The organism is Sphingomonas trueperi (assembly GCF_011927635.1).
GTDB classification, from domain to species: domain Bacteria; phylum Pseudomonadota; class Alphaproteobacteria; order Sphingomonadales; family Sphingomonadaceae; genus Sphingomonas; species Sphingomonas trueperi.
Genome location: NZ_JAATJB010000014.1, coordinates 44,270 through 67,699 on the forward strand (window position 1 = coordinate 44,270; position 23,430 = coordinate 67,699).

Annotated in this window: 22 protein-coding genes and 1 pseudogene; 17 read left to right on the forward strand and 6 right to left on the reverse strand. The window is 66.9% G+C overall.

Translation table 11 applies throughout. The features are described from left to right. Nucleotides 1-5 precede the first annotated feature (5 nt). Nucleotides 6-881 (reverse strand): LysR family transcriptional regulator, encoded by an 876-nt coding sequence (locus GGR89_RS18060; protein ID WP_125974835.1) that lies wholly within the window; start codon nt 879-881, stop codon nt 6-8. A 102-nt stretch (nt 882-983) separates the two neighbouring features. Here GGR89_RS18060 and GGR89_RS18065 point away from each other — a divergent pair, with 102 nt between their 5' ends. The 7 genes from GGR89_RS18065 to GGR89_RS18095 all read left to right on the forward strand — a co-directional run bounded on the left by GGR89_RS18065 (nt 984) and on the right by GGR89_RS18095 (nt 10,358). Next, nucleotides 984-2,531 (forward strand): proton-conducting transporter transmembrane domain-containing protein, encoded by a 1,548-nt coding sequence (locus GGR89_RS18065; RefSeq protein WP_125974911.1) that lies wholly within the window; start codon nt 984-986, stop codon nt 2,529-2,531. A 4-nt stretch (nt 2,532-2,535) separates the two neighbouring features. Then, entirely contained in the window at nt 2,536-4,926 is a 2,391-nt protein-coding gene (locus GGR89_RS18070; RefSeq protein WP_125974833.1) for a YbcC family protein, read from the forward strand. A 2-nt stretch (nt 4,927-4,928) separates the two neighbouring features. Further along, nucleotides 4,929-5,186 carry a hypothetical protein gene (locus GGR89_RS18075; protein WP_125974831.1) on the forward strand — a complete coding sequence of 86 codons (258 nt, stop codon included), beginning with the start codon at nt 4,929-4,931 and terminating at the stop codon, nt 5,184-5,186. 37 nt (nt 5,187-5,223) lie between these two features. Further along, nucleotides 5,224-6,165 (forward strand): hydrogen peroxide-inducible genes activator, encoded by a 942-nt coding sequence (locus tag GGR89_RS18080; RefSeq protein WP_125974829.1) that lies wholly within the window; start codon nt 5,224-5,226, stop codon nt 6,163-6,165. A gap of 74 nt (nt 6,166-6,239) precedes the next feature. Further along, on the forward strand, nt 6,240-7,931 hold the full coding sequence (locus tag GGR89_RS18085) for an ATP-binding cassette domain-containing protein (RefSeq protein WP_125974827.1): 1,692 nt from the start codon (nt 6,240-6,242) through the stop codon (nt 7,929-7,931). After that, on the forward strand, nt 7,915-8,976 hold the full coding sequence (locus tag GGR89_RS18090; protein ID WP_125974825.1) for an HlyD family secretion protein: 1,062 nt from the start codon (nt 7,915-7,917) through the stop codon (nt 8,974-8,976). The genes GGR89_RS18085 and GGR89_RS18090 overlap by 17 nt, the downstream gene beginning before the upstream one ends. Next, the gene (locus tag GGR89_RS18095) at nt 8,973-10,358 is read left to right on the forward strand and encodes a TolC family protein (protein ID WP_125974823.1); all 1,386 of its coding nucleotides are present in this window, start codon (nt 8,973-8,975) and stop codon (nt 10,356-10,358) included. Before GGR89_RS18090 ends, GGR89_RS18095 begins: the two co-directional genes overlap by 4 nt. On the opposite strand, the gene GGR89_RS18100 is transcribed toward GGR89_RS18095, so the two are convergent. Further along, on the reverse strand, nt 10,353-10,955 hold the full coding sequence (locus GGR89_RS18100) for an IS5 family transposase (RefSeq protein WP_125974821.1): 603 nt from the start codon (nt 10,953-10,955) through the stop codon (nt 10,353-10,355). The genes GGR89_RS18095 and GGR89_RS18100 overlap by 6 nt on opposite strands. A 289-nt stretch (nt 10,956-11,244) precedes the next feature. Further along, nucleotides 11,245-11,511: a hypothetical protein gene (locus GGR89_RS22915; RefSeq protein ID WP_164542648.1), complete on the reverse strand. Its 267-nt coding sequence runs from the start codon at nt 11,509-11,511 to the stop codon at nt 11,245-11,247. Nucleotides 11,512-11,813: 302 nt separating this feature from the next. On the opposite strand from GGR89_RS22915, the gene GGR89_RS18110 reads away from it, so the two are divergent. The 10 genes from GGR89_RS18110 to GGR89_RS18155 all read left to right on the forward strand — a co-directional run bounded on the left by GGR89_RS18110 (nt 11,814) and on the right by GGR89_RS18155 (nt 20,446). Continuing rightward, on the forward strand, nt 11,814-12,896 hold the full coding sequence (locus GGR89_RS18110; protein ID WP_125974819.1) for a hypothetical protein: 1,083 nt from the start codon (nt 11,814-11,816) through the stop codon (nt 12,894-12,896). Beyond that, nucleotides 12,893-13,483, forward strand: a complete 591-nt coding sequence (locus GGR89_RS18115) for a peptidylprolyl isomerase (protein WP_125974817.1) — start codon at nt 12,893-12,895, stop codon at nt 13,481-13,483. The genes GGR89_RS18110 and GGR89_RS18115 overlap by 4 nt, the downstream gene beginning before the upstream one ends. Nucleotides 13,484-13,514: 31 nt before the next feature. Further along, nucleotides 13,515-15,281 carry an OmpA family protein gene (locus tag GGR89_RS18120; RefSeq protein ID WP_167713040.1) on the forward strand — a complete coding sequence of 589 codons (1,767 nt, stop codon included), beginning with the start codon at nt 13,515-13,517 and terminating at the stop codon, nt 15,279-15,281. Beyond that, entirely contained in the window at nt 15,278-15,757 is a 480-nt protein-coding gene (locus tag GGR89_RS18125) for a hypothetical protein (protein ID WP_125974813.1), read from the forward strand. Before GGR89_RS18120 ends, GGR89_RS18125 begins: the two co-directional genes overlap by 4 nt. Nucleotides 15,758-15,775: 18 nt before the next feature. Further along, nucleotides 15,776-16,528, forward strand: coding sequence for a hypothetical protein (locus tag GGR89_RS18130; protein ID WP_206431170.1), 753 nt, complete (start codon nt 15,776-15,778; stop codon nt 16,526-16,528). An 11-nt stretch (nt 16,529-16,539) separates the two neighbouring features. Further along, nucleotides 16,540-17,085, forward strand: a complete 546-nt coding sequence (locus GGR89_RS18135) for a hypothetical protein (RefSeq protein WP_125974811.1) — start codon at nt 16,540-16,542, stop codon at nt 17,083-17,085. Between the two features lie 182 nt (nt 17,086-17,267). Continuing rightward, complete coding sequence (locus GGR89_RS18140; protein WP_125974809.1) at nt 17,268-17,996, forward strand: hypothetical protein; 729 nt, start codon at nt 17,268-17,270, stop codon at nt 17,994-17,996. Next, nucleotides 17,996-18,652, forward strand: coding sequence for a hypothetical protein (locus tag GGR89_RS18145; protein ID WP_125974807.1), 657 nt, complete (start codon nt 17,996-17,998; stop codon nt 18,650-18,652). Before GGR89_RS18140 ends, GGR89_RS18145 begins: the two co-directional genes overlap by 1 nt. Continuing rightward, nucleotides 18,649-19,785 (forward strand): hypothetical protein, encoded by a 1,137-nt coding sequence (locus GGR89_RS18150; protein ID WP_125974805.1) that lies wholly within the window; start codon nt 18,649-18,651, stop codon nt 19,783-19,785. The genes GGR89_RS18145 and GGR89_RS18150 overlap by 4 nt, the downstream gene beginning before the upstream one ends. Nucleotides 19,786-19,804: 19 nt before the next feature. Beyond that, nucleotides 19,805-20,446 carry a PASTA domain-containing protein gene (locus GGR89_RS18155; protein ID WP_125974803.1) on the forward strand — a complete coding sequence of 214 codons (642 nt, stop codon included), beginning with the start codon at nt 19,805-19,807 and terminating at the stop codon, nt 20,444-20,446. Between the two features lie 86 nt (nt 20,447-20,532). Here the strand turns inward: GGR89_RS18155 and GGR89_RS18160 are convergent, their stop codons facing one another. The 3 genes and pseudogenes from GGR89_RS18160 to GGR89_RS18175 all read right to left on the reverse strand — a co-directional run bounded on the left by GGR89_RS18160 (nt 20,533) and on the right by GGR89_RS18175 (nt 23,416). After that, complete coding sequence (locus GGR89_RS18160; RefSeq protein ID WP_125974801.1) at nt 20,533-20,739, reverse strand: hypothetical protein; 207 nt, start codon at nt 20,737-20,739, stop codon at nt 20,533-20,535. Nucleotides 20,740-20,904: 165 nt separating this feature from the next. Beyond that, nucleotides 20,905-21,421: pseudogene (locus GGR89_RS18165) on the reverse strand (IS5 family transposase); the annotation flags it as partial. A gap of 216 nt (nt 21,422-21,637) precedes the next feature. Continuing rightward, nucleotides 21,638-23,416 carry a thiamine pyrophosphate-requiring protein gene (locus GGR89_RS18175; RefSeq protein ID WP_125974799.1) on the reverse strand — a complete coding sequence of 593 codons (1,779 nt, stop codon included), beginning with the start codon at nt 23,414-23,416 and terminating at the stop codon, nt 21,638-21,640. Nucleotides 23,417-23,430: the final 14 nt, after the last annotated feature.

Consider the following 23,430-nt stretch of genomic DNA (forward strand, 5'->3'; position numbering starts at 1 on the left):
TTAGCTCAGCGTCGCGCAGCGCGGAGCAGCTCGGCCACCAGCGGATTGGGGAAGCGGCGCTCGAGGGTGACGGCGTAGAAGCTCTCGGTAACCTGCGGCAATTGATCGAATTCGACGAGGCTGCCCGCCGCCAGCTCGTCCTGCACCACGATCGGCGGCAGCACCGCCAGCCCCACGCCTTCACGTGCGAGCAGGCGCATCAGCGCCATGTCGTCGACCTCGGCGGCGATCTGGGGCCGCACGCCCAGCGTTGCAGCGAGCGAATCGAAGGCCGCGCGGACGCTGCTCTCCAGCGTCGGCAGCACCACCGGCTGGGTAGCGAGCAGGGCGGCGAGGCTGGTGTCGCCCGCGATACCGGGCCGGCCGATCAGGCTTACCCGCTGCTCGGCGATCCTGTGCGCGAGATAGGGAGTGATCGCGTCCCGCGCCGGCGGGCGGTTGGCGAGCACCACGTCGAGCTGGAGCGCGGCGAGCGCCTGCATCAGCTCCGCCGCGCTGCCCGAGCGCAGCACCAGCTCGACATCGGCGCGGTGGAGCAGCGGCTGGACGAAGCCGATCTGGAAGTTGCGCGACAGCGTGGCCAGCGCGCCGATCCGCACCGCCTGGCGAGCCCGGCCGGTCTCGCGCAGCACCTCGAGCAGCTCGTCGCCGGTCGCGAAGATCGTGTCGGCATGGTCGAGCGCGATGCGGCCGGCTTCGGTGAGCACCAGCCGGCGTCCTTCGCGCTCGAACAACGCATGGCCCAGTCGCTCCTCCAGCTTGCGAATTTGAGTCGAGAGCGCGGATTGCGAGACCGCCATTCGATCGGCGGTTCGGGTCAGGTTCCCGTCATGCGCGACCGCCCAGAAATAGCGAAGATGGTTGTAATTCAGGTCTCGCATTCGTTCTGTTTAAGTGAACGTTGCACTACAAACAATGAATTTTATCGGATCGTTGCGCAGCCCTAACGCTCCGCCCGACACAACAGGAGATCGGGTGTGAGCATGTGGTGGTTGGCGAATGCGGGGCCGGGGCTCCTTGCTGCGGCGGCAGTCGCGGCGGGTATGGGGCGGCAGTTCCGGCCGGGATGGACGCGACGGGTCGTGCCGCTCGCGGCGCTCGTCGCGCTGATCGCTGCCCTGGGGTTGGCCGCATGGACCACCTGGTCCGGACCTCGCACGCTCGCGCTGGCGGGGGCTGAAGCCTTCGTAGCGGCCCGGCTGGACGTGGTGAGCATGACCATGCTGGTGCTGGTCGCCTTCGTCGGTTGGGTGGTGGTGCGCTTCGCCGCGACCTATCTCGACGGCGAAGCCCGGCAGGGCCGTTTCCTCGCCTGGCTGGCGGTGACGCTGGCGAGCGTGATGCTGCTGGTCACGGCGGGCACGCTGCCGCAGCTGGTCTTCGCCTGGATCGCGACGGGGCAGGGGCTGGGTCGGCTGCTGCTCTTCTACGCCGAGCGTCCCGCCGCGCGCCGTGCCGCGCGCAAGAAGGCGTTGAGCACGGGACTTGCCGACGTGCTGCTGATCGGATCGGCGGTGCTCCTCTGGCGGGCAACCGGCACGACCGACATTGCCCAGCTGCTTGCCGCCGCGCGCGCCGGAACCGCGCCCGAGGCGATGGCGCTCGCCGCCTGGGGGATCGGCATCGCCGCGATGCTCAAGTCCGCACAATTCCCCCTGCACGGCTGGCTCACCGAAGTGATGGAAGCACCGACCCCCGTCTCGGCGCTGCTCCATGCCGGCGTGATCAACGCCGGCGGCGTCCTGCTGATCCGGCTTGCCGACGTGATGCTCGCATCCCCGGCGGCGCTGGCGCTGCTGGCGGTGCTGGGCGGCTTCACCGCGCTGTTCGGCAGCCTGGTGCTGCCCACCCAGCCCGCGATCAAGACCCAGCTCGCCTGGTCGACCGTCGCGCAGATGGGCTTCATGATCATGCAGTGCGGGCTGGGGCTGTTCTACTTGGCGCTGCTGCACATCGTTGCGCACTCGCTCTACAAAGCCCACGCCTTCCTGTCCTCGGGCGGCGCGGCCGAGCGGATCGCGGCGGCGCGGCGGCTGGGCCCGGTCGCCAAGCCCGACGGCACGGCGGTCGCGCTGGCGATGCTGGGCGCGGCGATCCTCTACGGCGCGCTGGCGATCGGTTTCGGCGCCTGGACCAAGCCGCCCCAGGCGGTGGCGCTCGGCGCGATCCTGGTGTTCGGCGTGGCCTATCTGATCGTCCAGGGCATGAGCCCCGCCGCACCACGCGCGCTGCTCCAGCGGACGCTCGGCTTCGCGATCCTCGCCACCGCCGCCTATTTCCTGCTGCACGCTGCGGTCGAGTGGCTGACCGCCGGCACGCTGCCCGCGGTGCCCGCGCCGGGGCCCTTCCAATGGGCGCTGCTCGCCGTCGCGCTGGTCGCCTTTGGCGGCATCGCGGTGGCGCAGGCGATGCTGCCGCTGTGGTGCGACCATCCCGCCGCGCAGCGCCTGCGCACGCATCTCTCCCACGGTTTCTATGTCAACGCGCTGCTCGATCGGGTGATCGGCGGCCGGGTTCTCGGAAAGGCTTGATCCCATGTACCGCAGTGCCGACCCGCAATCGCATGCCCCGCAGCCCAGCTATGTCGGGCTGCTCCTCGAAGCCGCCGAACAGGCCGCCCGCGCCATCCCGCCGCTCTGGCCGCTGGCGACCAGCGTCGCGGTGAACCCCTTCCTCGGCCACACCGGCCGCAGCCTCGCCCAGGCCTCCGCCTGGCTGGCGCGGAGCGGCGGTGCACGGGCGACGATGCCGCGCGCCTGGTACCGCGCCCGCATCGCCGAAAGCGCGATCTACGAAAGCGACCTGTACGCGGCATGGAAGGCGGCTCGGCCCATCGAGCGCCCGCATAGCTTCGAGCGGTTCTTGGCCCAGATCGGCGGCGACGCGGCCGACCCCGTGGCGTTGCCCACGCTTGCCGAGATCGCCGCGGTTTCGGGTGGGATCGACTGGCCGTCGGTGGTCGCCGACCAGATCGGCGGCTGGGCAGGCAGCTATTTCGACGCCGGCCAGGCCTTGTGGGCCGCGCCGCAAGGGCAGGGCGCCTATCCCGGCTGGCGGGCGCAAGCCTGCCTCGACCGCACGCCCGAGGTTTTCGGGCTGACAGGCTTCCGCGCCTTCGTCGCCGAGACACCGGAAAGTACGAGCGACGCGATCGCGGTCAGCACAGCGCGGCTGGGCCTACGGGCCGATGCGGCCGCCCGCTATTTCGAGCGGCTGCTGATGGACCTGGGCGGCTGGGCGCAATTCGCCCGCTACCAGGGCTGGCAGGCCGAGCTGGCCAACGAGGCTGACGACACGCTGGTCGATCTGCTCGCGGTCCGGCTGGTCTGGGAAGCGGCGCTGTGGGAACTGGGCGAGGCTTCCCTGCGCGCGCGCTGGGCCGAAGCGGCAGGCCGGTACGAGGCACCGGCGCGGCCGGGGCAGGACAGCTGCGTGGATGCGATCCTGCAGCACGCGGCGGAACTGGCCGAGCAGCGCCGGCTGGCCGACCGGCTGCACGCGGCGGTGGAAGGTCCGGTCGCTGCGACGCCGATCGCGCAGATGGCCTTTTGCATCGACGTGCGCTCGGAGCCGATCCGTGCCGCGATCGAGCGGGTGGCGCCGGGCATCCGTACCAAGGGCTTTGCGGGCTTCTTCGGGGTCGGCACCGCGCATCGGCCGCACGGCGCGTGCGCGGGGGAGGCGCGGCTGCCGGTGCTGCTGCGGCCGGGGCTGGTGAGCGACGATGGCGGCGATCCGCATCTCGAAGCGCTCGACCATGCCAATGCCCGCGGCGACCGTGCCTGGGGGCGGTTCAAACAGGCGGCGGTGTCCTCCTTCGCCTTCGTGGAGTCGGCCGGGCTGGTCTACGCGGCCAAGCTGCTCAAGGGCACGCTGGGGCTGGCCGAGACCAAGGCGGCGAAGGGCAAGCCGCGCTTCCACCCGCCCTTGCCGCACCATGACGCGGTCGACGCTGCGGAGCGGATCCTTCGCGCCATGTCGCTGACCAGCGACTTCGCGCCGCTGCTGATCCTGGTGGGGCATGGCGCGGGGGTGACCAACAATCTCCACGCGAGCGCGCTCCAGTGCGGCGCCTGCGGCGGCCATGCCGGCGACGTCAATGCACGGCTGCTTGCGGGGCTGCTCAACGATCCCGTCGTGCGGGCCGGGTTGGCGGCGCGGGGGATCATGATCCCCGCCGAGACCGTTGCGATCGGCGGCCTGCACGACACCACCAGCGATCGCATCCAGCTGTTCGCCCAGGATGTGGACGCGCCGACACCGCTCCTGGCGGAGGTGAAGCAAGCGCTCGCCCGCGCCTCGGTGGCGGCGGCTATCGCCCGCGCGGCCAAGCTGCCCCGGGCCGAGGGCGCCACGCAGATCGCCGCACGGGGGCGCGACTGGGCCGAGGTGCGCCCCGAATGGGGGCTGGCCGGGTGCAGCGCCTTCATCGCCGCCCCGCGTGCGCGGACGGCGGGCCGCGCGATGGGCGGCCGGGCGTTCCTCCACGATTATGACTGGCGGGCCGATGCCGACCTTTCGGTGCTTGAACTGATCCTCACCGCACCGGTGGTGGTGGCGAGCTGGATCAGCCTCCAATATTATGGCTCCAGCGTCGCGCCGGGCGTGTTCGGCGCGGGCAACAAGCTGCTCCACAATGCCGTGGGCGGGATCGGCGTGCTCGAAGGCAATGGCGGCACCCTGCGCGGCGGGCTGCCCTGGCAATCGGTGCATGACGGCGAGAAGCTGGTCCATGATCCGCTGCGGCTGACCGTGGTGATCGAAGCGCCGACCAACGCGATCGCCGAGGTGCTCGCCCGGCACGACGGGGTACGCGCGCTGTTCGACAACCACTGGCTGCACCTGCTGGCGATCGACGATGCCGGCCGGGTCGCCTCGCGCTATGCTGGTGGCCTGACGTGGCAGCCCTTCGCGCAGGAGGTTTGACGATGCGGATCGAGATTGCACCGCCCCGATGCACGGCCGAGCCCGAGGTGGAGATCGCCGCGATCGATCGCCGGATCGCCTGGGTGCTTTCGCACCCGGGCACCAGCGCCTGGCTGCGCACGGCGTTGCAGGCTGCGCTCGCGGAGGAGCCGGTTGCGGTCGTCAACGACGTCGAAATGCTGCGGCACCTGCTGCTGCCGCGCGGCACGGCCCATGCCGTGCTCGCGGCATCGGCGCAGAACGGACGGGAAAGACCATAGGCGAGGCCCCGCCACTTGTGCTTCACTGTGTAGCCGTATGGATGTGAAAGCCGCCCCCGGTTTCGAACAGCAGATCAGCCTGCGCCAGCTCCGCTATCTCGTCGCGCTGGGCAGCGAAGCGAGCTTTACCCGCGCCGCGGCGCTGTGCGGGGTGAGCCAGCCCTCGCTGTCCCAGGCGATTCGCCAGTTCGAAGACGCTTTGGGTGCACCGCTGGTCGAGCGCGGTGCCCGCGCCTTCCTCACGCCGCTCGGCCGCGAGGTCGCCGAGCGGGCACGTCGCATCCTGCTGGAGGTGCGCGATCTCGGCGAACTCACCGGCGCGGGCGATGCTGCGCTGCTCGGCACGATCCGGCTGGGCGTGACGCCGACCATCGGCGCCTATCTGCTGCCGCGGCTGGTCGCGCGGTTGCACCAGCAGTTCCACGACTTGCGCGTGCACGTCCGGGAGAACATCCCGGCCGCGCTGGTGGAGGGATTGGCCGCCGGCACGTACGACCTCATCCTCGCCCAGTTACCCCTGCCTGCGCCCGGCGCACAGGTCGAGCGGCTGTTCCGCGAACCGCTCCAACTCGCCATGGCTGCCGATCATCCCCTCGCAGCGCGCGCTTCGATCGGCCGCGAGGATCTGGCGGGGCAGGACCTGCTGACCCTCCAGCGCGGCTATCGGCTCGCCGAACAGACGATTGCGATCGCCGAGGAAGCCGGGGCCCGGGTGCGGGAGGAATATGAAGGCACCAGCCTCGACGCGATCCGCCAGATGGCGGGCATGGGGATGGGGCTGGCGGTGCTGCCCGAACTCTATGTGCGGCAGGAAATCCGCCCCGGCGACGACGTGGTCGCCCGGCCCTTCCATGGCGGGCGGCATTATCGCGAGATGGGGCTGCTGTGGCGCAGCGGGGTGGCGCGTGCTGCGGCCTATAAGAGACTGGCGCAGGAACTGATGGCCTGCGTCGAGGACATAGGTATTTCCTATCGATGATATAGTCGGCCTGCCATTGTGCTTATGGTGTGCGGGCCGCACTTGGTCGATCCGGAAGGGAGTAAGGTGGAGAGATGGCGAAGCAGAAGATCGGCTGGGGGCAGGTGCGCGGCTGGCTGGGCGAGGTGATCGGCCCCGATGGCGGCTATCTGCGGCTGGCGATGGTCTATGGGATCGCGATCAGCCTGCTGTCGCTGGCGACTCCGATCTCGGTGCAGCTACTGATCAACAGCGTCGCCAAGATCGCGCTGCCCGCGCCGCTGATCACGCTGTCCGCGCTGCTGTTCACGCTGCTGCTGATCGTGGTGATCCTGAGCGCCCTGCGCGTCCACATCATGGCGCTGTTCGAGCGGCGGATCTTTGCACGGACCATGGCGGAGATTACCATCCGCGCGGTCCACGCCCGCAATCCCTTCTTCGCCGATGCCCGCCGCGTCGACCTGTTCAACCGCTATTTCGACCTGATGACGGTGCAGAAGAGCGTGCCGAGCCTCGTCATCGGCGGCTTCACCATCCTGCTGCAATCGGTGGTGGGTCTGGTGGTGACGAGCTTCTACCACCCGTTCTTCCTCGGCTTCAACGTCATCCTGATCGCGCTGGTGTGGCTGATCTGGCAGCTCTGGTCGCCCGGCGCGATCCGCTCGGCGGTGGCGCTCAGCCATGCCAAGCACGATGCGGCGCGCTGGCTGGAGGGGCTGGGCACCTCCAACGGCTTCTACAAGTCGAGCCGCCATCTCGACTTCGCGATGGACGGTTCGGAGACGATGACCGCCGCCTATGTCGCCGCGCATCGCCGTCACTTCCGCTTCAGCTTCACCCAGACCTGCGCCTATCTGCTGCTCTACGCCACCGCCAGCGCGGCGCTGCTCGCGATGGGTGGCTGGCTGATCCTGCAGGGGCAGCTCTCGATCGGCCAGCTGGTCGCAGCCGAGCTGATCCTGTCGGGCGTGTTCTACGGCCTCGGCCAGCTCGGCACCTATCTCGATGCCTTCTACGACATGGTCGCGGCGGCCGAGGAAGTGTCGCTGCTCTACGCCATCCCGCACGAGACCCATAGCCGCAGCAGCGAAGCGCCGGGCAATGGCGAGGTACGGCTGCGCGAGGTGGAGGCCGGCGACGCCCGCATCGACCTGACCATCCCGGCGGCCAGCCAGCTGGTCGTGGTGGGCGCGCCGACGATGGACAGCCGGCTCGCCATGCTGCTCAAGCGCAACCTGCAGCCCGATCGCGGGCTGGTGATGGTGGGCGGCGTCGATCTGGAGGCGCTCGACGTCTATCGCCTGCGCTCGGACGTGATCGTGCTCGACCGCCCGACCATCGTCGAGATCAGCATCCGCGACTATCTGGGGCTGGCCGGGGCCGGCATCCCGGCGGGCAAGGTGCTCGACGCCCTTGCGCTGGTCGGGCTCGACGCCCGCATCGGCCAGTTGCCGGAGGGCATGGATACTCCGCTCGCCGCCTCGGGCTATCCGCTGTCGATCGGCGAGCTGATGGCGCTCAAGCTCGCCAATGCGCTGCTCGCGCGGCCGCGCGTGCTGCTGCTCGGCCCGCTCTACGATCTGATCCCTCCAACACGATTGACCGCCGCGCTCGATGCGCTGCGCGACGCAGGAACCACCGTGCTCCTCTTTACCGGTCGCCCCGAGGCGATCCGCCGCGATGGCTATCTCTGGCTGGGCAAGACCAGCCAGGCACGTTTCGAAACACTCGAAGCGCTCCGCGCCACCCTCACTGCGCAGGAGGCAGGCAATGCCCTTCAGGCCTGACCATATCGGCCATTTCCCGACGCTGGCCGGCATGCGCCCGCCGCGCATCGCCCGCGTCATCGCCTGGATGATCGTGATCGCCATCGCGCTGCTCGGCGTCACCATGGTCTATGTGCCCTGGGTGCAGACCGCGGCGGGGCGGGGACAGGTGGTCGCGCTCGATCCGCACGATCGCGTCCAGTCCGTCACCGCGCTGGTGCCCGGCCGGGTCGAGCGATGGTTCGTCACCGACGGCCAGGCGGTGAAGAAGGGCGACCCGATCGCCAAGATTTCCGATAACGATCCCGAGCTGCTCGCGCGCCTCGCCGCCGAGCGCGATCAGGTCCATGCCGAGATCGCCTCGCTCGAAAGCGCCCGTGCCGTCGCCTCGATCGACGTCAACCGCGCCCGCACGCTGTTCAACGAAGGGCTGGCGGCGCGGCGCGACTATGAACAGGCGCAGATCCGCGTCGCCGATCAGGGCGCCAAGCTCGCGGAATCGCGGGCCAAGCTCAACCGGATCGAAGTCTCGCTCAACCGCCAGGCGGTGCAGATCGTCCGTGCACCGCGCGACGGTCGTATCCAGACGCTGAACGCCGCCGCCGGCGCGACGCTGGTCAGCGCCGGCACCGAGCTGGCGACGCTCGCGCCCGAAGGCGGCACCGAGCGCGTGGTCGAGCTGATGGTCGACGGGCGCGACATCGCGCTGGTCCGCCCCGGCCGCCGCGTGCGGCTGGAGTTCGAAGGCTGGCCCGCGATCCAGCTGAGCGGCTGGCCGTCCATGGCCTGGGGGCTGTTCGACGGGCGGGTGCGCTCGGTCGATCCCTCGGCGATGCCCGACGGGCTGTTCCGCGTGCTGATCGAGCCGATGCCCGGCACGCTCGCCTGGCCGGGCGACCGCTTCGTCCGCCTCGGCGCCAAGGTGCGCGGCTGGGTGCAGGGCGAGACGGTGCCGGTCGGCTATGAACTCTGGCGCCAGCTCAACGACTTCCCGCTCGAATTCGGCACCGCCGCCAACAAGGCGGAGGAAAAGAGCATGGACGTCTACAAGAAGAAAAAGAAATGATCCGGCTGCTGCTCTCCCTCGGTGCCTTGGCGTTCGCGGTGCCCGCTGCCGCACAGGGGCCGCTGACTCTGGACCAGGTGCTGCGCTCCTCGGCGCAGAACGCGCCGCAGATCATCGAGGCGCTGGCCAAGCAGCGTCAGGCCGAGGGCAAGGCGCTGAGCGCCGAGGGCGCGTTCGACGTGGTGTTCGACGTCGACGCCCAGACGCGCCCCTTCGGCTATTATGACGGCTCGGTGGCCGAGGCGAAGGCCAGCCGCGCCTTGGACAACAACGGCGGCGGGCTCTACGCTGGGTACCGCGTCTCGCGTGGGCGTTTCCCGGTCTATGAGGACAAGGCCTACACCAACCAGCTCGGCGAGTTCAAAGTCGGGGCAGTCTTCTCGCTGCTGCGCGACCGGGTGACCGACGAGCGGCGCACCAAGCTGCGGCTCGCCGACCAGGATGTCGACGTCGCCCGGCTGGAGCGCGAGATGGTGGCGATCGGGGTGCAGCGCCGCGCCATGGGCGCCTATCAGGCCTGGGCGATCGCGGGGCTGCGCCTCAAGGCCTATCGCGACCTGCTGGCGCTGTCCGAAAAGCGGCGCTCGCAGCTGGCGCGACAGGTGCAGCTGGGCGCGCGTTCGCAGATCCTGATCACCGAGAACGACCAGAATCTCGCCCGCAGGCGATCGCTGGTGGCGCAGGCCGAGCAGAAGCTGGCGGAAACCGCCAACGCGCTGTCCTTCTTCTGGCGCGACGCCAATGGCGTGCCCCTGGTCCCGGCGACCGAGCAGCTGCCCGACGCGCTGCCCGAACTGGCGATCGCGCCCCGCAAGGCCGGCCCGATCCTCCGGCCCGACCTGAAGACGGTGCTGGTGCGCATCGACCAGTCGCTGGCGCGGCTCAATCTGGCCGAGAACGACCTGAAACCGCGGCTCGACGCGCGCGCGGAACTGGGCAAGGATGTCGGCGCAATCGGGCTTGGCGGCCCGTCGCGCACCCCGGCCGAGGCAATCGTCGGCGTCAAATTCTCGGTGCCGCTCGAACGGCGCAGCGCCCGCGGCCGCATCGCCGAGGCCAAGGCGGAGATCGACGGCCTGCGCACCCGCCACCGAATGCTGGAGGAGCAGATCGCGATCGAAGTGAAGGGCATCGCGATCAACATCGAGGGGGCCGACAAGGTCGCCGACCTCGCGTCGCAGGAAGCCGACCTGGCGGGCAAGATGGCGTCGGCCGAGCAGCGCCGCTTCGATATGGGCGCCAGCGACTTCTTCCTGATCAACCAGCGCGAGGAAAGCGCGACCGACGCGCGGTTGCGCGCGCTGGATGCACGCTACCAGGCGCTGGTGGCGCGTGCCGACCTGGCCGCGGCTACCGCGGACCGCAGCGTGCTGGGGCTATGATCCACCGCGCGCCTCCATTCGATAACCGATCAAGATAGGAGATTTCCGCGAAGCGTCTGCAATGTCGCGTGCTGCGAGGGCGGCACGGAACCAGTCGGCGTCATAGCCCCGATCGGCCAACAGCGCTTTCACCCTGGACAAGGCATCGATCATCAGCGCCGCGCCCTTATAGTCGCTCATCTGCCCTTCGCTGAGCAGCATGACCAGTGGCGGCCCTTGCCATCGCAGACGGCGCGAAGCTTGGAGTTCAGGCCGGTCGGGGAACAGCCCCTTTTTGAGCAGACTGGCTGCCGTCCGGTGCGCCTTGAGATGGATGGCGTCGATCATCAACTGATCCGGCTTGCCACCCTCGGCCGACAGTGCCCCGAAAATCCTGTTGAACACGCCCATACGGCTCCAGCGGATGAACCGGTTGTAGATCGTCTTCGGCGGCCCGTACTCAGCAGGCGCATTGCGCCACCGCAGACCATTGCGGATCACGAAGATGATCCCGCTGATAATCCGGCGGTCATCGACCCGGGGCATCCCGTGCGACAGCGGGAAATGTGGCTCGATCCGGCGCATCTGCGCCTCCGACAGCCAAATCAAATCACTCATGGCAGCGCCTCCTCGCGCCGCCCAGTGAATCAATCGATCAGGCCGTTCGCAAGCAATTTAATAGGTCCTGAGCCTAGGTCGATGACGTACCTGGGTTTGGAACAATCGAGTGGGAATGATCACGCGTCCGGCATGGTCTGGCAGCGGCAAGCACGTAATCTGGATGGCACGATTGATGGCATGCGAACTGCCGAGAAGGTAGAGCGAGCTGACCAACGCAGAGTGGAGCGAGATCAACTTCAGCGAGGTGCTCTGGACCATCCCCGAGGAGCATATGAAGCGGCGAAACTCACGCCTTGGTGTCCCTGTCGCGGCAGGCGCTGATATCTTCATCGCTGAAAATCTTTGCTGGCGGATCGGAGTGCGTCCTCTTGTCGCGGTACGATTTGGACCTGCCGATGAGCAGCCCGGAGCGCAGCCATGTGCTGACGCTGACCTTTCGACGCAGAAGAAAGGCAAACCACTGGCCAAGCCCAGCCCGCATGATCTGCGGCGCACTGCGAGCACGCTCTTGCATGAAGCGGGGCACGACACCGACTATTTGTTGATAAATCATTGAAGCTTCCTACTTCATTACTGAACCCGGCGAGTTACGTTGACAATACCAACGGCGTATGGCAAATTTATAAAGACTCGGTGATATTGTGCAAAGTCGCGTTCGGTCGCCTCACAATAAACAATCGCTTGCGTACACGAACCTTGCGTTTGCGGGTGTAGCGCACTTCCTAATCTAAGAAATCAGTCGTCATAAGGCGACGGAGGTTTTTTTGTGCGACCATCTAACGAGGTGAATGATTGCACGGGGAGGGGCGCCGCGGCGACGGCTACCCAGCAGGTGCTGCCTTGATTCTTCCGAATATGCGATCGGTCGATTGGCGCGGCGATCTGCGGTTCGACGTGATCGTGCGCAGTGTCGGCAGCGCTTCGCCAAACATTGCAGCTGCCATCGCCGCGGGCCTCGGTTTACCTGTCGAAGCGGTTGTTGCGTCGATCTATCGTGCCCCGTCGCCGCTTGCGCGCGCACTTCCTCGATCTGCTGCCGACGCAATGTGCGCGCTGCTTTGCGAGTTGGGCCTCGTCGTCGATGTCGACGTTTCCCCCACCGCGTTGGAACCCGCCGTCACGCTCGATGTCGCAGCCGAGATTGCCGATCCCGCGCTTACCGAGGCAGCCGGACTGGCAATCGCCGACTTTCTTGGCGTGTCTGTCGATGAAGCGATGGAATTGCTGATGACGCCGCCGGGCATCGTGCTGGGCAATGTCAGTCCCGTCACCGTCGCAGCGTTCGAGGCGCGGCTTCCGCAGGGTGCGCTGGAGCTGACCACTGCCGATCCGCTGACATCGCGATATGCGTTGTTCGCGGGCGACTTGCCGCCCAGCGAACGCGCGGCTGTCGCGTCGATGCTGCCCGGAGTCGTCCTTGCCGACGATACCAGCCTGGTGGTGATGGACCTGAGCCATGGCGATGCCGACCGGATCTGGCGGCGACTGGCCCGGAATCCAGGCGTACGGGTCTTCAATCAGGCGTTCCTGCGGTACGACGTGCAACTCGATGCCGCGGACAGCGACGATCCCGGTGTCGCCGCAGCGCTCGAGGAACTCGCCGGGATCCCGCTAGACGATTGCGATTCCGTGTTGGCCTTGGCCCCGGTCACCATCGAGAATGGCGTCCGCCATGCCGATGTCGAAACGCGTCTCAAGGCCTATGCCGCGCGGGGCATATCCGTCACGGCACGGCTGGCGAGCTTCGTCGAGCATGTACTCGTCGTCGAATCGGCCCCGCCGCCGGCCCTGGCGCTCGTCGGCGCGTCGGGCACCGCGGTACTGCCGCTCCAATTGCCACCGCTCAGTCTGCCACGTGCCCGGTTGCTGCGCGCGCGGCTGGAACAGGCCGGCGCCGACGTGCTCCAGTACGATGCGCCGCCGGCGCGCGCCGCATGATTCCCATGCCCGCCTCGACACGGATCGGCGCGCATCAGGTCCATATCGGCATCGCTGAAGCGGGCAAGATGCTGGCGATCAAAGGCCGGCATAAGGAAGCGCTGGAACGCTACCGGGAAGCGCTGCGGCTGGCGCAATCGGCGCAGGCGCCCGACGTCTTTGGTCGGCATTATCTGCAATGCGTACTTGAAAGCCTTGAGAAACTCGGCGACTTTGTGCGTGTCGTCGATCTCGCGACTCAGGCCGCCGATGCGGTGGGGCAGCGGGACACGCCGTTTCATCGCCGCGACCGGGCCTCCTTGCTGGAGCGTGCCGCGGTGGCGCGCCTGCGGCTCGACGAGCGCGATGCCGCGCGAGACGGATTTGCCGAAGCGTTGGCGCTGGCCGGGCGCGAGGGGCAGCCGCTGTCGGCGATGCTGCTCGACTGGATAAATCGAGGGTTGCAAATCACCCCGGTCCGCATCGCCGAGGCGCAGCGCAAGCATGGCTATTGGGCGGTGCGCGCCGAAACGGTCGATCCCGTCCGCGCGAGCCGCGCGCTAACGATTCCCGATTCCGGAAGCGAGGAGCCTCTCCGTGGCCGATAAGAATCCTATCGAAACCATGACGCCGGGGCAGGTGCTGACCGACGCCAGCGTGTCCGAATTCATCAAGGCGATGGGACTGAGCATCGCCGAAGCACAAAAAGCGCTCGACCTGAATTCCATCGCGCAGATGGAAGAATATGCCAAGCCGCGGCCGGGCCTCGGCAATCCAGGCGGTAAATCGCTGATGCAACTCGGGCTCTCGCCGCCATTTTACCATTACCAGCATGCAGACCTGACGGTGTCGTTGCAGCTGACGATGAAGATCGGGGATAGCGAGGCGCTGGGCGTCAACGTGACGGGAGAGATTGGCAACAAGGGGAGCGGAGCGGGTGGGGCGGCCAGTGCGCGCACGGCGCAGATCACGATGAAGAGTCTGCCTGCCAGCATTACTGTCGATGGCACCAAGCTCGACGCGGCGGGCCCTGACATCGACACCGCCGCGCAGGCTCTGGCAGACAAGCTGCGCGCGCCTGCCGGCAAGTTCGAGCAGGCGTTCGTCTCCAGCAAGGATAGCAAGGTCAAGGCAGAGCTCGATCCCGCGTCCGCGAAGAACCCGTTGCTGGCGGAAAATGCGGTCGTCTTCCTGCCCACCGCTGCATCGAGCACGGGCATCATCCGGATCACCAACACGCCCGCGGCCAAGGAAACGTTCCAGCTTGCGCCGAGCGTCTCGACCGAGGTCACTCCCGAATCGAGCCGCCTGCTCTATGCACGCAAGGTCGCGAAGCAGATCGACGATCTCGCGGACTTCAAGGCGCGGCTTGCGTTCGATCCCAACCCGAACGGCACGATCGATTCACAGAGCGATTTCCAGCCCTTCATCTTTGCGCTGTTCGATACGGACAAGGACGTCATCAAGAACGATGCCGCCATTGCGCTGCGCGACGGCGCAAGGATCATCAAGGAAAGCGGGCAATCGGTCGATGTCGTGGGCTATGCCGATACCCAGGGCAAGAACGATCACAATCTCGATCTGGCCAAGCGCCGCGCCACCAACGTCGCCGAATTCCTGAAGAAGAACGGCGTCGGTGCCGACAAGATCAAGTCGGTGAAGCACTTCGGCGAGGAGCCTTGGAGCAAGACCCCGAATCCAGACAATAACCAGCATTTTCGTCGCGCCGAGGTGCATTTCGACGGCAACAAGGATCTGCTGATCATCGTCGAAAACCAGGGCTCGGTGCAGCTGCAGGCGACGCCCACCCCCGATAAGACCGGCGGGGGCGACGGCAATGGCTTCATCATTGTCAAGAAGTTCGACGCAGCGCCGGTCGACGGCAAGAAGGTGTTGCTGGGCGATGCCAAAACGCCGGTCGACATCAAGGGCGATGCGGTCAACACGGCGGACGACAAGTTCGCCGCCGACACGCCGGAAGCCAGTGCGTTCAACCTTGCCAAATCGATCAACGACAGCAGCGCGACGCATGGCACACGCGCAACGCGAAAGGGATCGGTCGTCCTGCTCGCCAGCGTCAACGACGCCGTGACCATCGATCTGGTGACCCTCTCGACCGACTCGATCAAGCTGGCCGCCGATGGCGGCGCGACGATCTCCAAGCCGCTGAGCGACATCGCGACGGGCAAGCCGGCCGCGGACGGATCGGGGAGCGGCAAGATCACGTTCGCGGTCGGGGCGACGGTCGACTACCGCACGAGCCGCCAGTTCGAACAATCGGCCAACGGCAACAGTTCGATCAGCGCGCGGCTGGTCGCTATCCCTGCCCCCGTCGAATTTCTGCAGGAGATCAAGAAATTCCTGGCACCTGAAACACCTGCTCCGGCACCGGCACCGGCGCCATGAGCGTCGTCCCTTCCGTCACGCGCGAACTGGTTTCCGCGCCCCTGCCGCAGATCATCGAACGGCTGGGTATCGCCGTGGCCGATGCCCAGCATGCACTCGACGAAAACAGCGTCAAGACAGCGGCCGCGCTGGCCACCAGCCAGGTCGAGATCGGCGGGGATAACTACAATCTCCTCGCGCTCGGCTTCTCCCCGGCCTTTTATGCATTCACCGAGGCGACGGTCGAAGCGAAGCTGAGCTTTTCCATGACCGAAACAACCGAGCTGGGGGTCACGGCCGGGGCACGGGTCGGCGTCAATGCCGGCATCGTCATGGTCGCGGCTTCGGTCAGCGTCTCGTACGCCAGAAAATTTTCCGTCACCGCGGAAGGAACGAGCTCGATCGCCGCGCGCCTCGTCTCGCTGCCTGTCCCGGGCGAACTTGAAAAGGTTCTGCGCAAGTTGAGCGAGCGCCCGCCCGTCCCTGTCACTCCGTAACGCAAAGGAGACTGCAACATGGCAATCGGCCAGGAATTGCTGAACGTCCCGATGGGCGACATGATTCGCCAGATGGCGTTCGCCATTGCGGAGGGCCAGGTTCAGCTCGACGCAAGCTCGATCGAAGTCGCCGAGATGATGGGCGGCCTCAAGGTGGTTCAGGACGAGAACGGCAAGCAGTCGTTCGACGACAGCCGGATCTTCTTCGGCTACGAGCTGATGACGGTGAAGGAGGCGCAAGCCTATATCGCCGCGGACGAAGCGATGACCGGCGGTGACAAGACGGCGCTGAACGAGCTGGTCTCCGCCCAGACGCCGACGACCGGCACCCCGGAGGAAAAGGCCGCAGCGCTGATCCGGGTGCCGACGCGGCTGTCGATGCTCGAACTGGGCTTCTCGCCCACCTTCTATCAGTTCGTCGACACGATCATCGAGGTGAAGATCGCGATCAAGATTACCCGCGAATACCAGTCGACCAGGTCGCAATCGTCCAAGGATACGCGCACCCGCAATTTCAGTTCGGGAGGGGGGGTCTTCCGGGCGATTTTCGGCGGCGACAGCTCGAACGGCAGCCGGGTTGCGACCAGTCAGGTCGACGCCACCTATTCGAGCAAATACAGCTATTCGGCAGAGGGATCGAGCCTTTTGCGGACTAAGCTGGTGCCGTTGCCTCCGCCGGCTATCCTTGAGGAACGCATCCGCCGCACCCTCGACGAAGATATCGAGCGCCGTCGCAAGAAGCTCGATCTCCAGCTCAATCCGCCGAAATAGGGAGCGTCGCAATGACTGTCGGTACCGAACTGCTCGCCGTTCCGTTCCCCCAGATGATTCAGCGCCTCGGGGTCGGCGTGGCCGAGGCGCAGTTGCAAATGGACCTCGTAAGCCTTCGTATCGCCCGGCTGATGGCAGGCTATGACGAGGACGAGGACGACCAGAAGGACGGCGATGGTGTGAAGTCGCCGCGCTATCTCGTAAAATTCGGCGACGGCCAGAGCTACAGCCTGCTGGAGCTTGGGTTCACGCCGACCTTCTACCAGTTCGTCGACACGGTCATTGAACTGAAGATGTCGATCTCGATGTCGAGCGAGACCAAGAGCGAGTTCAAAAAGTCCACGCTCAGCGCGAAGGCAAGCGGCTATGCTGTCCCGTTTGCGGCCGGCGGATCGGTATCCTCGACGTCGGTCAGCGCGAGTTTCGCCGCGAAGTACCAATATAGCGCGGAAGGATCGAGCTTGATGCGCACCAAGCTGGTGCCGGTTCCGCCGCCCGCGGTGCTCGAGGCCCGGATCCGCGCCCTGCTCGCGGCGCGGACGCCGCCGGCGCCATGACGCTATCGGCACCTTGGCGCGACGCGCTGAAACGTGCGGGCGCTGCCTCACGGGCCGGCGCGGCGGCGTTGCAGCCACAGCCTGCCTCCGCGATCGCCCCCAATGCCGCCTCGATCGATCCGACGACGGTATCGCCGCACCTTGCCGCGCTCCTCAAGGAGCGCGAACAGCTGCAAGCGAAGATGGCCGCGCTGACCGGCGCGGTCGACGGCGTTGGCACGTCCGATCCGCGTTATGCCGTTGCAGGAATGGCGGAAAGGCGGGCGGATTTCCAGCGCTGGGCCGACGCGCGCGACGCACGTCGCAGCCTGGTGAAACGCGACATCGGGCGCCCGCGACCGGCGGGGGCACAACCCGACGCGGACAAGCCGGCAGGGATCGATTCGGTCGCCGGGCGAATGATGGCGCCCAGAGCGAAGGCCCTGCACGTGGCGCCGGCGCTGCGGCCCACACCGGGAGAAACGGCAGGCGGTGGCGGAACGCCGCTCGACGCGCAGGCCTTTGCCGAAGCGCGCGACGCCGCGCGCGCGCTCTTCGCACCGCCCGGGGAAACGTCGCGCCCGAGCAACGATCGTAGCGGGCTGCTCGATCGTGCGATCGACCGCTGGGCTGAAATGCGCGACAAGTCGCGGATGGCGGAGACCGCGCTGGGCAAGGCGCGGCGGGCAATTCCCGACGATTGGCAGCGCCGCGCCAAGGCGGCGATTCCGGCGCTGTCCGAGCCGAAGGGCTATGCCGAGCGCACACGGGAATTGTTAACGGTAGCCGTCGGGTCGATCGATCAACTCACCGAACTGGCGGACAAGATGCGCGACGTTCGCGAGTTGAAGGCGGCGGACGAAGCGCATGACGACGCGCGGCGCGAACGCGCGCTCGCCAAGCTCCAAGCCAAACGACGGGAAGAGGTCTGATGCCTGCGGACAGCCGGTTCGTCGGTAATTCGATCGAGGAATTGCTCGTTGCGCTGGCAGAAGGGCTGCGCGAGGCGCAGAGCGCGCTCGACAGCGGCCAGCAAGTCGATGCGAGCGGACGTCCCGTCGCCGGCTATCACTTGCCGTTCCTCGATTTCACGATCAACGTGAATATGTCGACCCAGACCGATAGCGGTGGCAGACCCATCGCATTGATGTTCCAGGCCGCACCGCCGCAGAGTTCCACGACGACGGCAATCCAGAGCAACATCACCGGCCGTCTGGTCGCGATACCGCCAGGCAATGGATTGCCGGTACCCAACATCGTGGTGACAACAGGCGTCAATATCGGTGGTGAGGCCGCAATCACGGTAAAGGCAACGAATTCCGCCGGGGAATTGCTGGTCAATCAGGCCATCGAGATCAATATCGACGATGCTGCCTCTGCGCACCTGTCCGCCGGCAGGGGGCGCGATGATTTCAGCCGCGCAGCCGGGACGCGGTTGAAGGACGGCCTGTTGTCCACCGGGCCGGACGGGATCGCGACCACGCGGCTGATCATCGGCAAGGATCAGAGGCCGGGGATCGTGGCGCTCGTTGCCAATATCGGACCATACACCGCGCGCGGTGCTGTGCCGCTGGAGATGCTGGGATGACCGCGATCAGCTGGTTTGCCCGTATCGTCACGTCCGACGGCAATCCGCTCATCGGCCAGATTGTGCAGTTGCAATTGTTCGACATGAAGTCCGGCTGGCGCAGCATCGCCGACGCAACGACTGCGAGCGACGGGAGCGTCAAGGGCCGTGCCGACGACGGGATGGCGGACGCGAAGCTCGCGCCGATGCTTCGCTTGGTCGACGTGGAGGCGGCGTCGGCAGTGCTCGGCGGCGTCCCGCAGCTGACGGCGTCGGCAAACGAGGGCACGCTGACCGCCGACTTCGGCGAGATCGTGCGCATCGAACAGCAGGCGCATTTCCAACTTGGCCATGTCGCGCCGAAACGCCTAGGTCGTGACACCGCGACGATCGGCGGCGTTGCGATCCCCGCCGCGGCGCGCGTCGCCGTCGGTGCAAGGCTTGCCGGCGTCGACGGCGATACGGTCGGGGCGGCAACGGCAGCGACTGCCGCGACGAGGATCGACGCCGACGCCCTAGTGACCCGCGCCACCGTCGCCGAGCGGCTGGCGACCGAGCGCGAGCGCGATCTGGCGGCACTCCGGGGCGAGCGCGACGATGTCATCGCGCGCCTGGCGGACTCAGAAAACCAGCTGGCGGCGCTGCGCGCCGCGGCGGCCGCCGGCGCGGCCGGCAAATCGACCGATACGATCGGCCTCGCCAGCAGCGTGATCAGCATCGGCGATTTTGCCACACAGGTGGGTCGCGAAATCGACGGCGCGCAGATTGCCCTGCGCACCCGCGGATTCTCGCTGGGGACGATTTCCGTGAACGCCCGTGCGTTAGTCGATCAGGGTGGCAAGGGGATCACGTTCCCCGGGCAAGAAGATTTGAAGACCGTCGGTGGCGGGCTCACGGATATTGGACTCCAGTTCAATCCCAGCCCGGTTACCGAGACGAGCGGCGTCCAGATTCCCGATATTCGCCAATTGACCGAGAGCGCGGCGCGTCGGGTGCTGGCGTCGGTCGGCCTGGCCCTCGACGCCCATCACGGACCGCCGCAGATCAACCCCGATTGTGCCGAGGGCCAGGCGATGCTGCAGGCGCCCAAGGCTGGTGATTCGGCTGCGCGGGGATCGACGGTGATGGCGATCTTCGCGCGCAGCACGACGTGAGACGGATGGAGACGTCGGGATGAATGACACGTTGAGAGAGGTATTCAGCGACGGCTTTGCCGCGCCGCTCGGCGAAGTGATTGCAGCCGTCGGGCGGGGCGTGGCCGATGCGCAGGCCGCGCTCGACCGTGCCTCGCTGGAGGCGACGCTGGAAGTCTATCACGACGAAGGAACGGCCGCGGCCACGCTGCTGCGCGACATCGGCTATCGCCCGACCTTCTACGTACTTCCCGAAACGACGTGCGAAGTGCAGGTGTCGATGCGGGTGGGGGGCAGCAATGGCGTCGACGGTGCCGCCAACGCGGCGCCGGGCTCTCCCGCCTCGATGCGATCGCGTCCCTACGTCACCCCGGTCGATGCCGGTTTTGCCAACCGCTTCGGCTATCAGGCGTCGGCGAGCGCCAAGCTGACCTTCAAGATCGTGCCCGTGCCACCGCCATCTGCACTCGACGACAATCGACCGGTGCCCGATCTGATCGGCAGGACCGGGGGCGATGCCGACGCAGCACTGGCCAGTCTGGGACTGTTCGCTGCCTTCCGGGCGGCAGGCGACAAGCCGGTCGCCCGGGAGGAGGCACTGAAGATGAACGTTAGGGCGCAGGATTCGCCTCCGCTGGCGCTGATCGCGATCGGGGGGACGGTCACGCTGACGGTGGCGTAGCGTGCGTTCGGCACCGAACCGGAAGCGGCGGGAAATCGCCAAACGGGTCCTTAGTCTATGCCGGGCCCAAATACTTCGGGAAGTGGTCATGTGGTGGCGCGAACCGCACGAACCAGCGATTCAAGAAGGTCGATTAGCACCGCGATCAGCATGCCGCTGAACACAGCGCGAGACGTGATCACCGAGTCGGAGCTTGCACCCATCGTCGTGATGCTTTGGCGGTCGAACGCCAGACAGGCGATAATGCCGCCGAGTGCCGCACCGGCCAATCCGATCAGCAGTGCTTCGCCCAACAGTGCAATGAGGACCGATGACCAGAAGAAGCCTATGGCACCGGTGTTCGACAGGGCTGGTTTGCGCCAGCCGAAGGGCGCGTTTCAGCAATAGCCGTCGCTTACATCAAAGACGCTGAATGCCTGATCTGGTCGGAAACGGCGGAAGCGCACAGGGCAGAGGCGCTAGTCCAGGGTCGGGACTCGTTGATAATCGCCAGAGTATGACGTCGGCAGGCGGGTGATGGCGGAAAAGAAGGCGGTAGGGCAGCGATCGTAGCGGGTTGCGACGCGGCGCCAGCCCCTGAGGCGACCGAACATGATCTCGATGCGGCTTCGTCGCCGATAGCGCCGCTTGTCGTATCTGATCGACTCGTTGCGGGATCGCTGGCCCGGGATGCAGGGCTGAATGCCTTTGGCTTGCAGAGCATCCCTGAACCTTTCGGCGTCGTAGCCGCGGTCGCCGAGCAGCCACTGCGCCTTGGGCATGTCGTCGAGCAGCGCTGCCACTCCGGTGTAGTCGCTGACCTGGCCGGCAGTCATGAAAAAGTTCAGGGCTGGCCGTTCGCGTCGGCAACGGCGTGGAGCTTGGTGTTCATGCCGCCCTTGGTGCGCCCAATCAGGCGACCGAGACCCCCCTTTTTACCCGCAGGCTTGAGGCCGTGCGGTGCGCATTCAGGTAAGTCGCGTCGATCATGACCGTCGTCGGGCTGATCCCATAGCGACCGGCGAGCACCCTTACGCTCTCTTCACTCCGCTGTATCGCTCGACGCACTGCCTCCGTCGTTCGGGTAGAACCTGGCCCATAGCTCCTCCCGCTCTGCATGCTGGTCAATCGTACCACCACGCTGTGGGATCAACACCTCGTAAAGATGCGGCGCCGTGTCCGGCACGGCTCCGCCCACAGCATATCGATCCGCTATCCCGTGATCTCCTTCGCGATCTGTCGTACCGTTTCCTTGATCACTCCGCCGCGCCCGGCATCCCCCTTGAGCATCGACGACAGGAAACCCTTGGCTTGGGCAAGGGTTAGGTGGGGCGGGAAGGGGGCGATGTCGGGATCGGTCTTCACCTCCAGCACCATCGGCCGATCGGCGCGCAGCGCTGCGTCCCAGGCATCGCCCAGCGCTTCCGGCGTGTCGACATGGATGCCGTGCAGCCCGATCAACTCGGCAAAGCGGGCATAGGGCACGTCGGGGATGTCCTGCGTGGTCGGGAAGCGCGGATTGCCCTCCATCACCCGCTGCTCCCAGGTGACTTCGTTGAGATCCTGGTTGTTGAACACGCAGACGATGAAGCGCGGATCGGCCCAGCGCTGCCAATATTTGGCGACGGTGATCAGCTCGGCCATGTTGTTCATCTGCATCGCGCCGTCGCCGACCAGCGCCACCACCGGCCGATCGGGATGGGCGAACTTGGCGCCGATCGCATAGGGCACCGCCGCCCCCATCGAGGCAAGCCCGCCCGAGAGCGAGGCGCGCTGCCCCGCCTTCACACGATAGTCGCGGGCATACCAGTTGGCGCAGGAGCCGGAATCCGAGGTGACGATAGCGTTGGCCGGCAGCCGCGGCGACATTTCCCAGACGACCCGCTGCGGGTTGACCGGGTTCGCCTCGGCCATCGCCCGCGCCTCGATCGTCTTCCACCATTTGGTGACTTCATGGACGATCCCCTCCTGCCAGCTGCGATCCTCCTTGCGCTTGAGGAGGGGCAGCAGCGCGTTGAGCGTCTCGGCCGCGCCGCCGTGCAGGTTGCATTCGACGGGGTACCGCAGACCGAGCATCGCCGGATCGATGTCGATCTGTACCGCGCGGGCCTGGCCTTCCTTGGGCAGGAACTCGGCCCAGGGGAAACCGGTGCCGATCATCAGCAGCGTGTCGCAGCCCGCCATCATGTCCGAAGACGGCTTGGTGCCGAGCAGGCCGATCGCGCCGGTGACGAAGGGCAGGTCGTCGGCCAGCACGTCCTTGCCGAGCAACGCCTTGGCCACGCCCGCGCCGAGCCGCTCGGCGATCTCGATCACCTGCACCTCAGCGCCGCGCGCGCCCGCGCCGATCAGGATCGCGACCCTCTGGCCGGAATCGAGGATTTCCGCCGCCTGCGCCAGTGCACTCGCCGGCGGAACCACCTGCGGGTGGACATAGCCGGGGCCCGATCGCGTGAAGCCGTGCTGGAGCGGCGGGTCCTGATAGGGCTCGTCCTGCACGTCCTTGGGCAGGATGATCGCGGTCACGTCGCGGTTGGCGATGGCAATGCGGATCGCGCGATCGGTCACGTGGCGGAGTTGGGCCGGCGCGGAGACCTCCTGCACATAGCCGCATACGTCGGCGAACAGCCGATCGAGGTTCAGCTCCTGCTGGTAATTGGCGCCGCGGATCGTGGTCTCGGCCTGGCCGGCGATGGCGAGCAACGGGACATGGTCGAGCTTGGCATCGTACATGCCGGTAATGAGATGCGTCGCGCCGGGTCCGCCGGTGGAGAGGCAGACGCCCAGCTCGCCGGTGAACTTGGCGTGCGCGGCGGCCATGAAGGCGGCCATTTCCTCGTGGCGGACCTGGATGAACTCGATGCCCTCGGCCTCCGCCCGCTGCAGCGCGCCGAGCACGCCGTTGATGCCGTCGCCCGAATAGCCATAGATCCGCGTCACGCCCCAGGCCTTGAGCCGCGCCACGAAAAAGTCGCTCGTCTGTTTCGCCATCTGCCGTCTCCTGA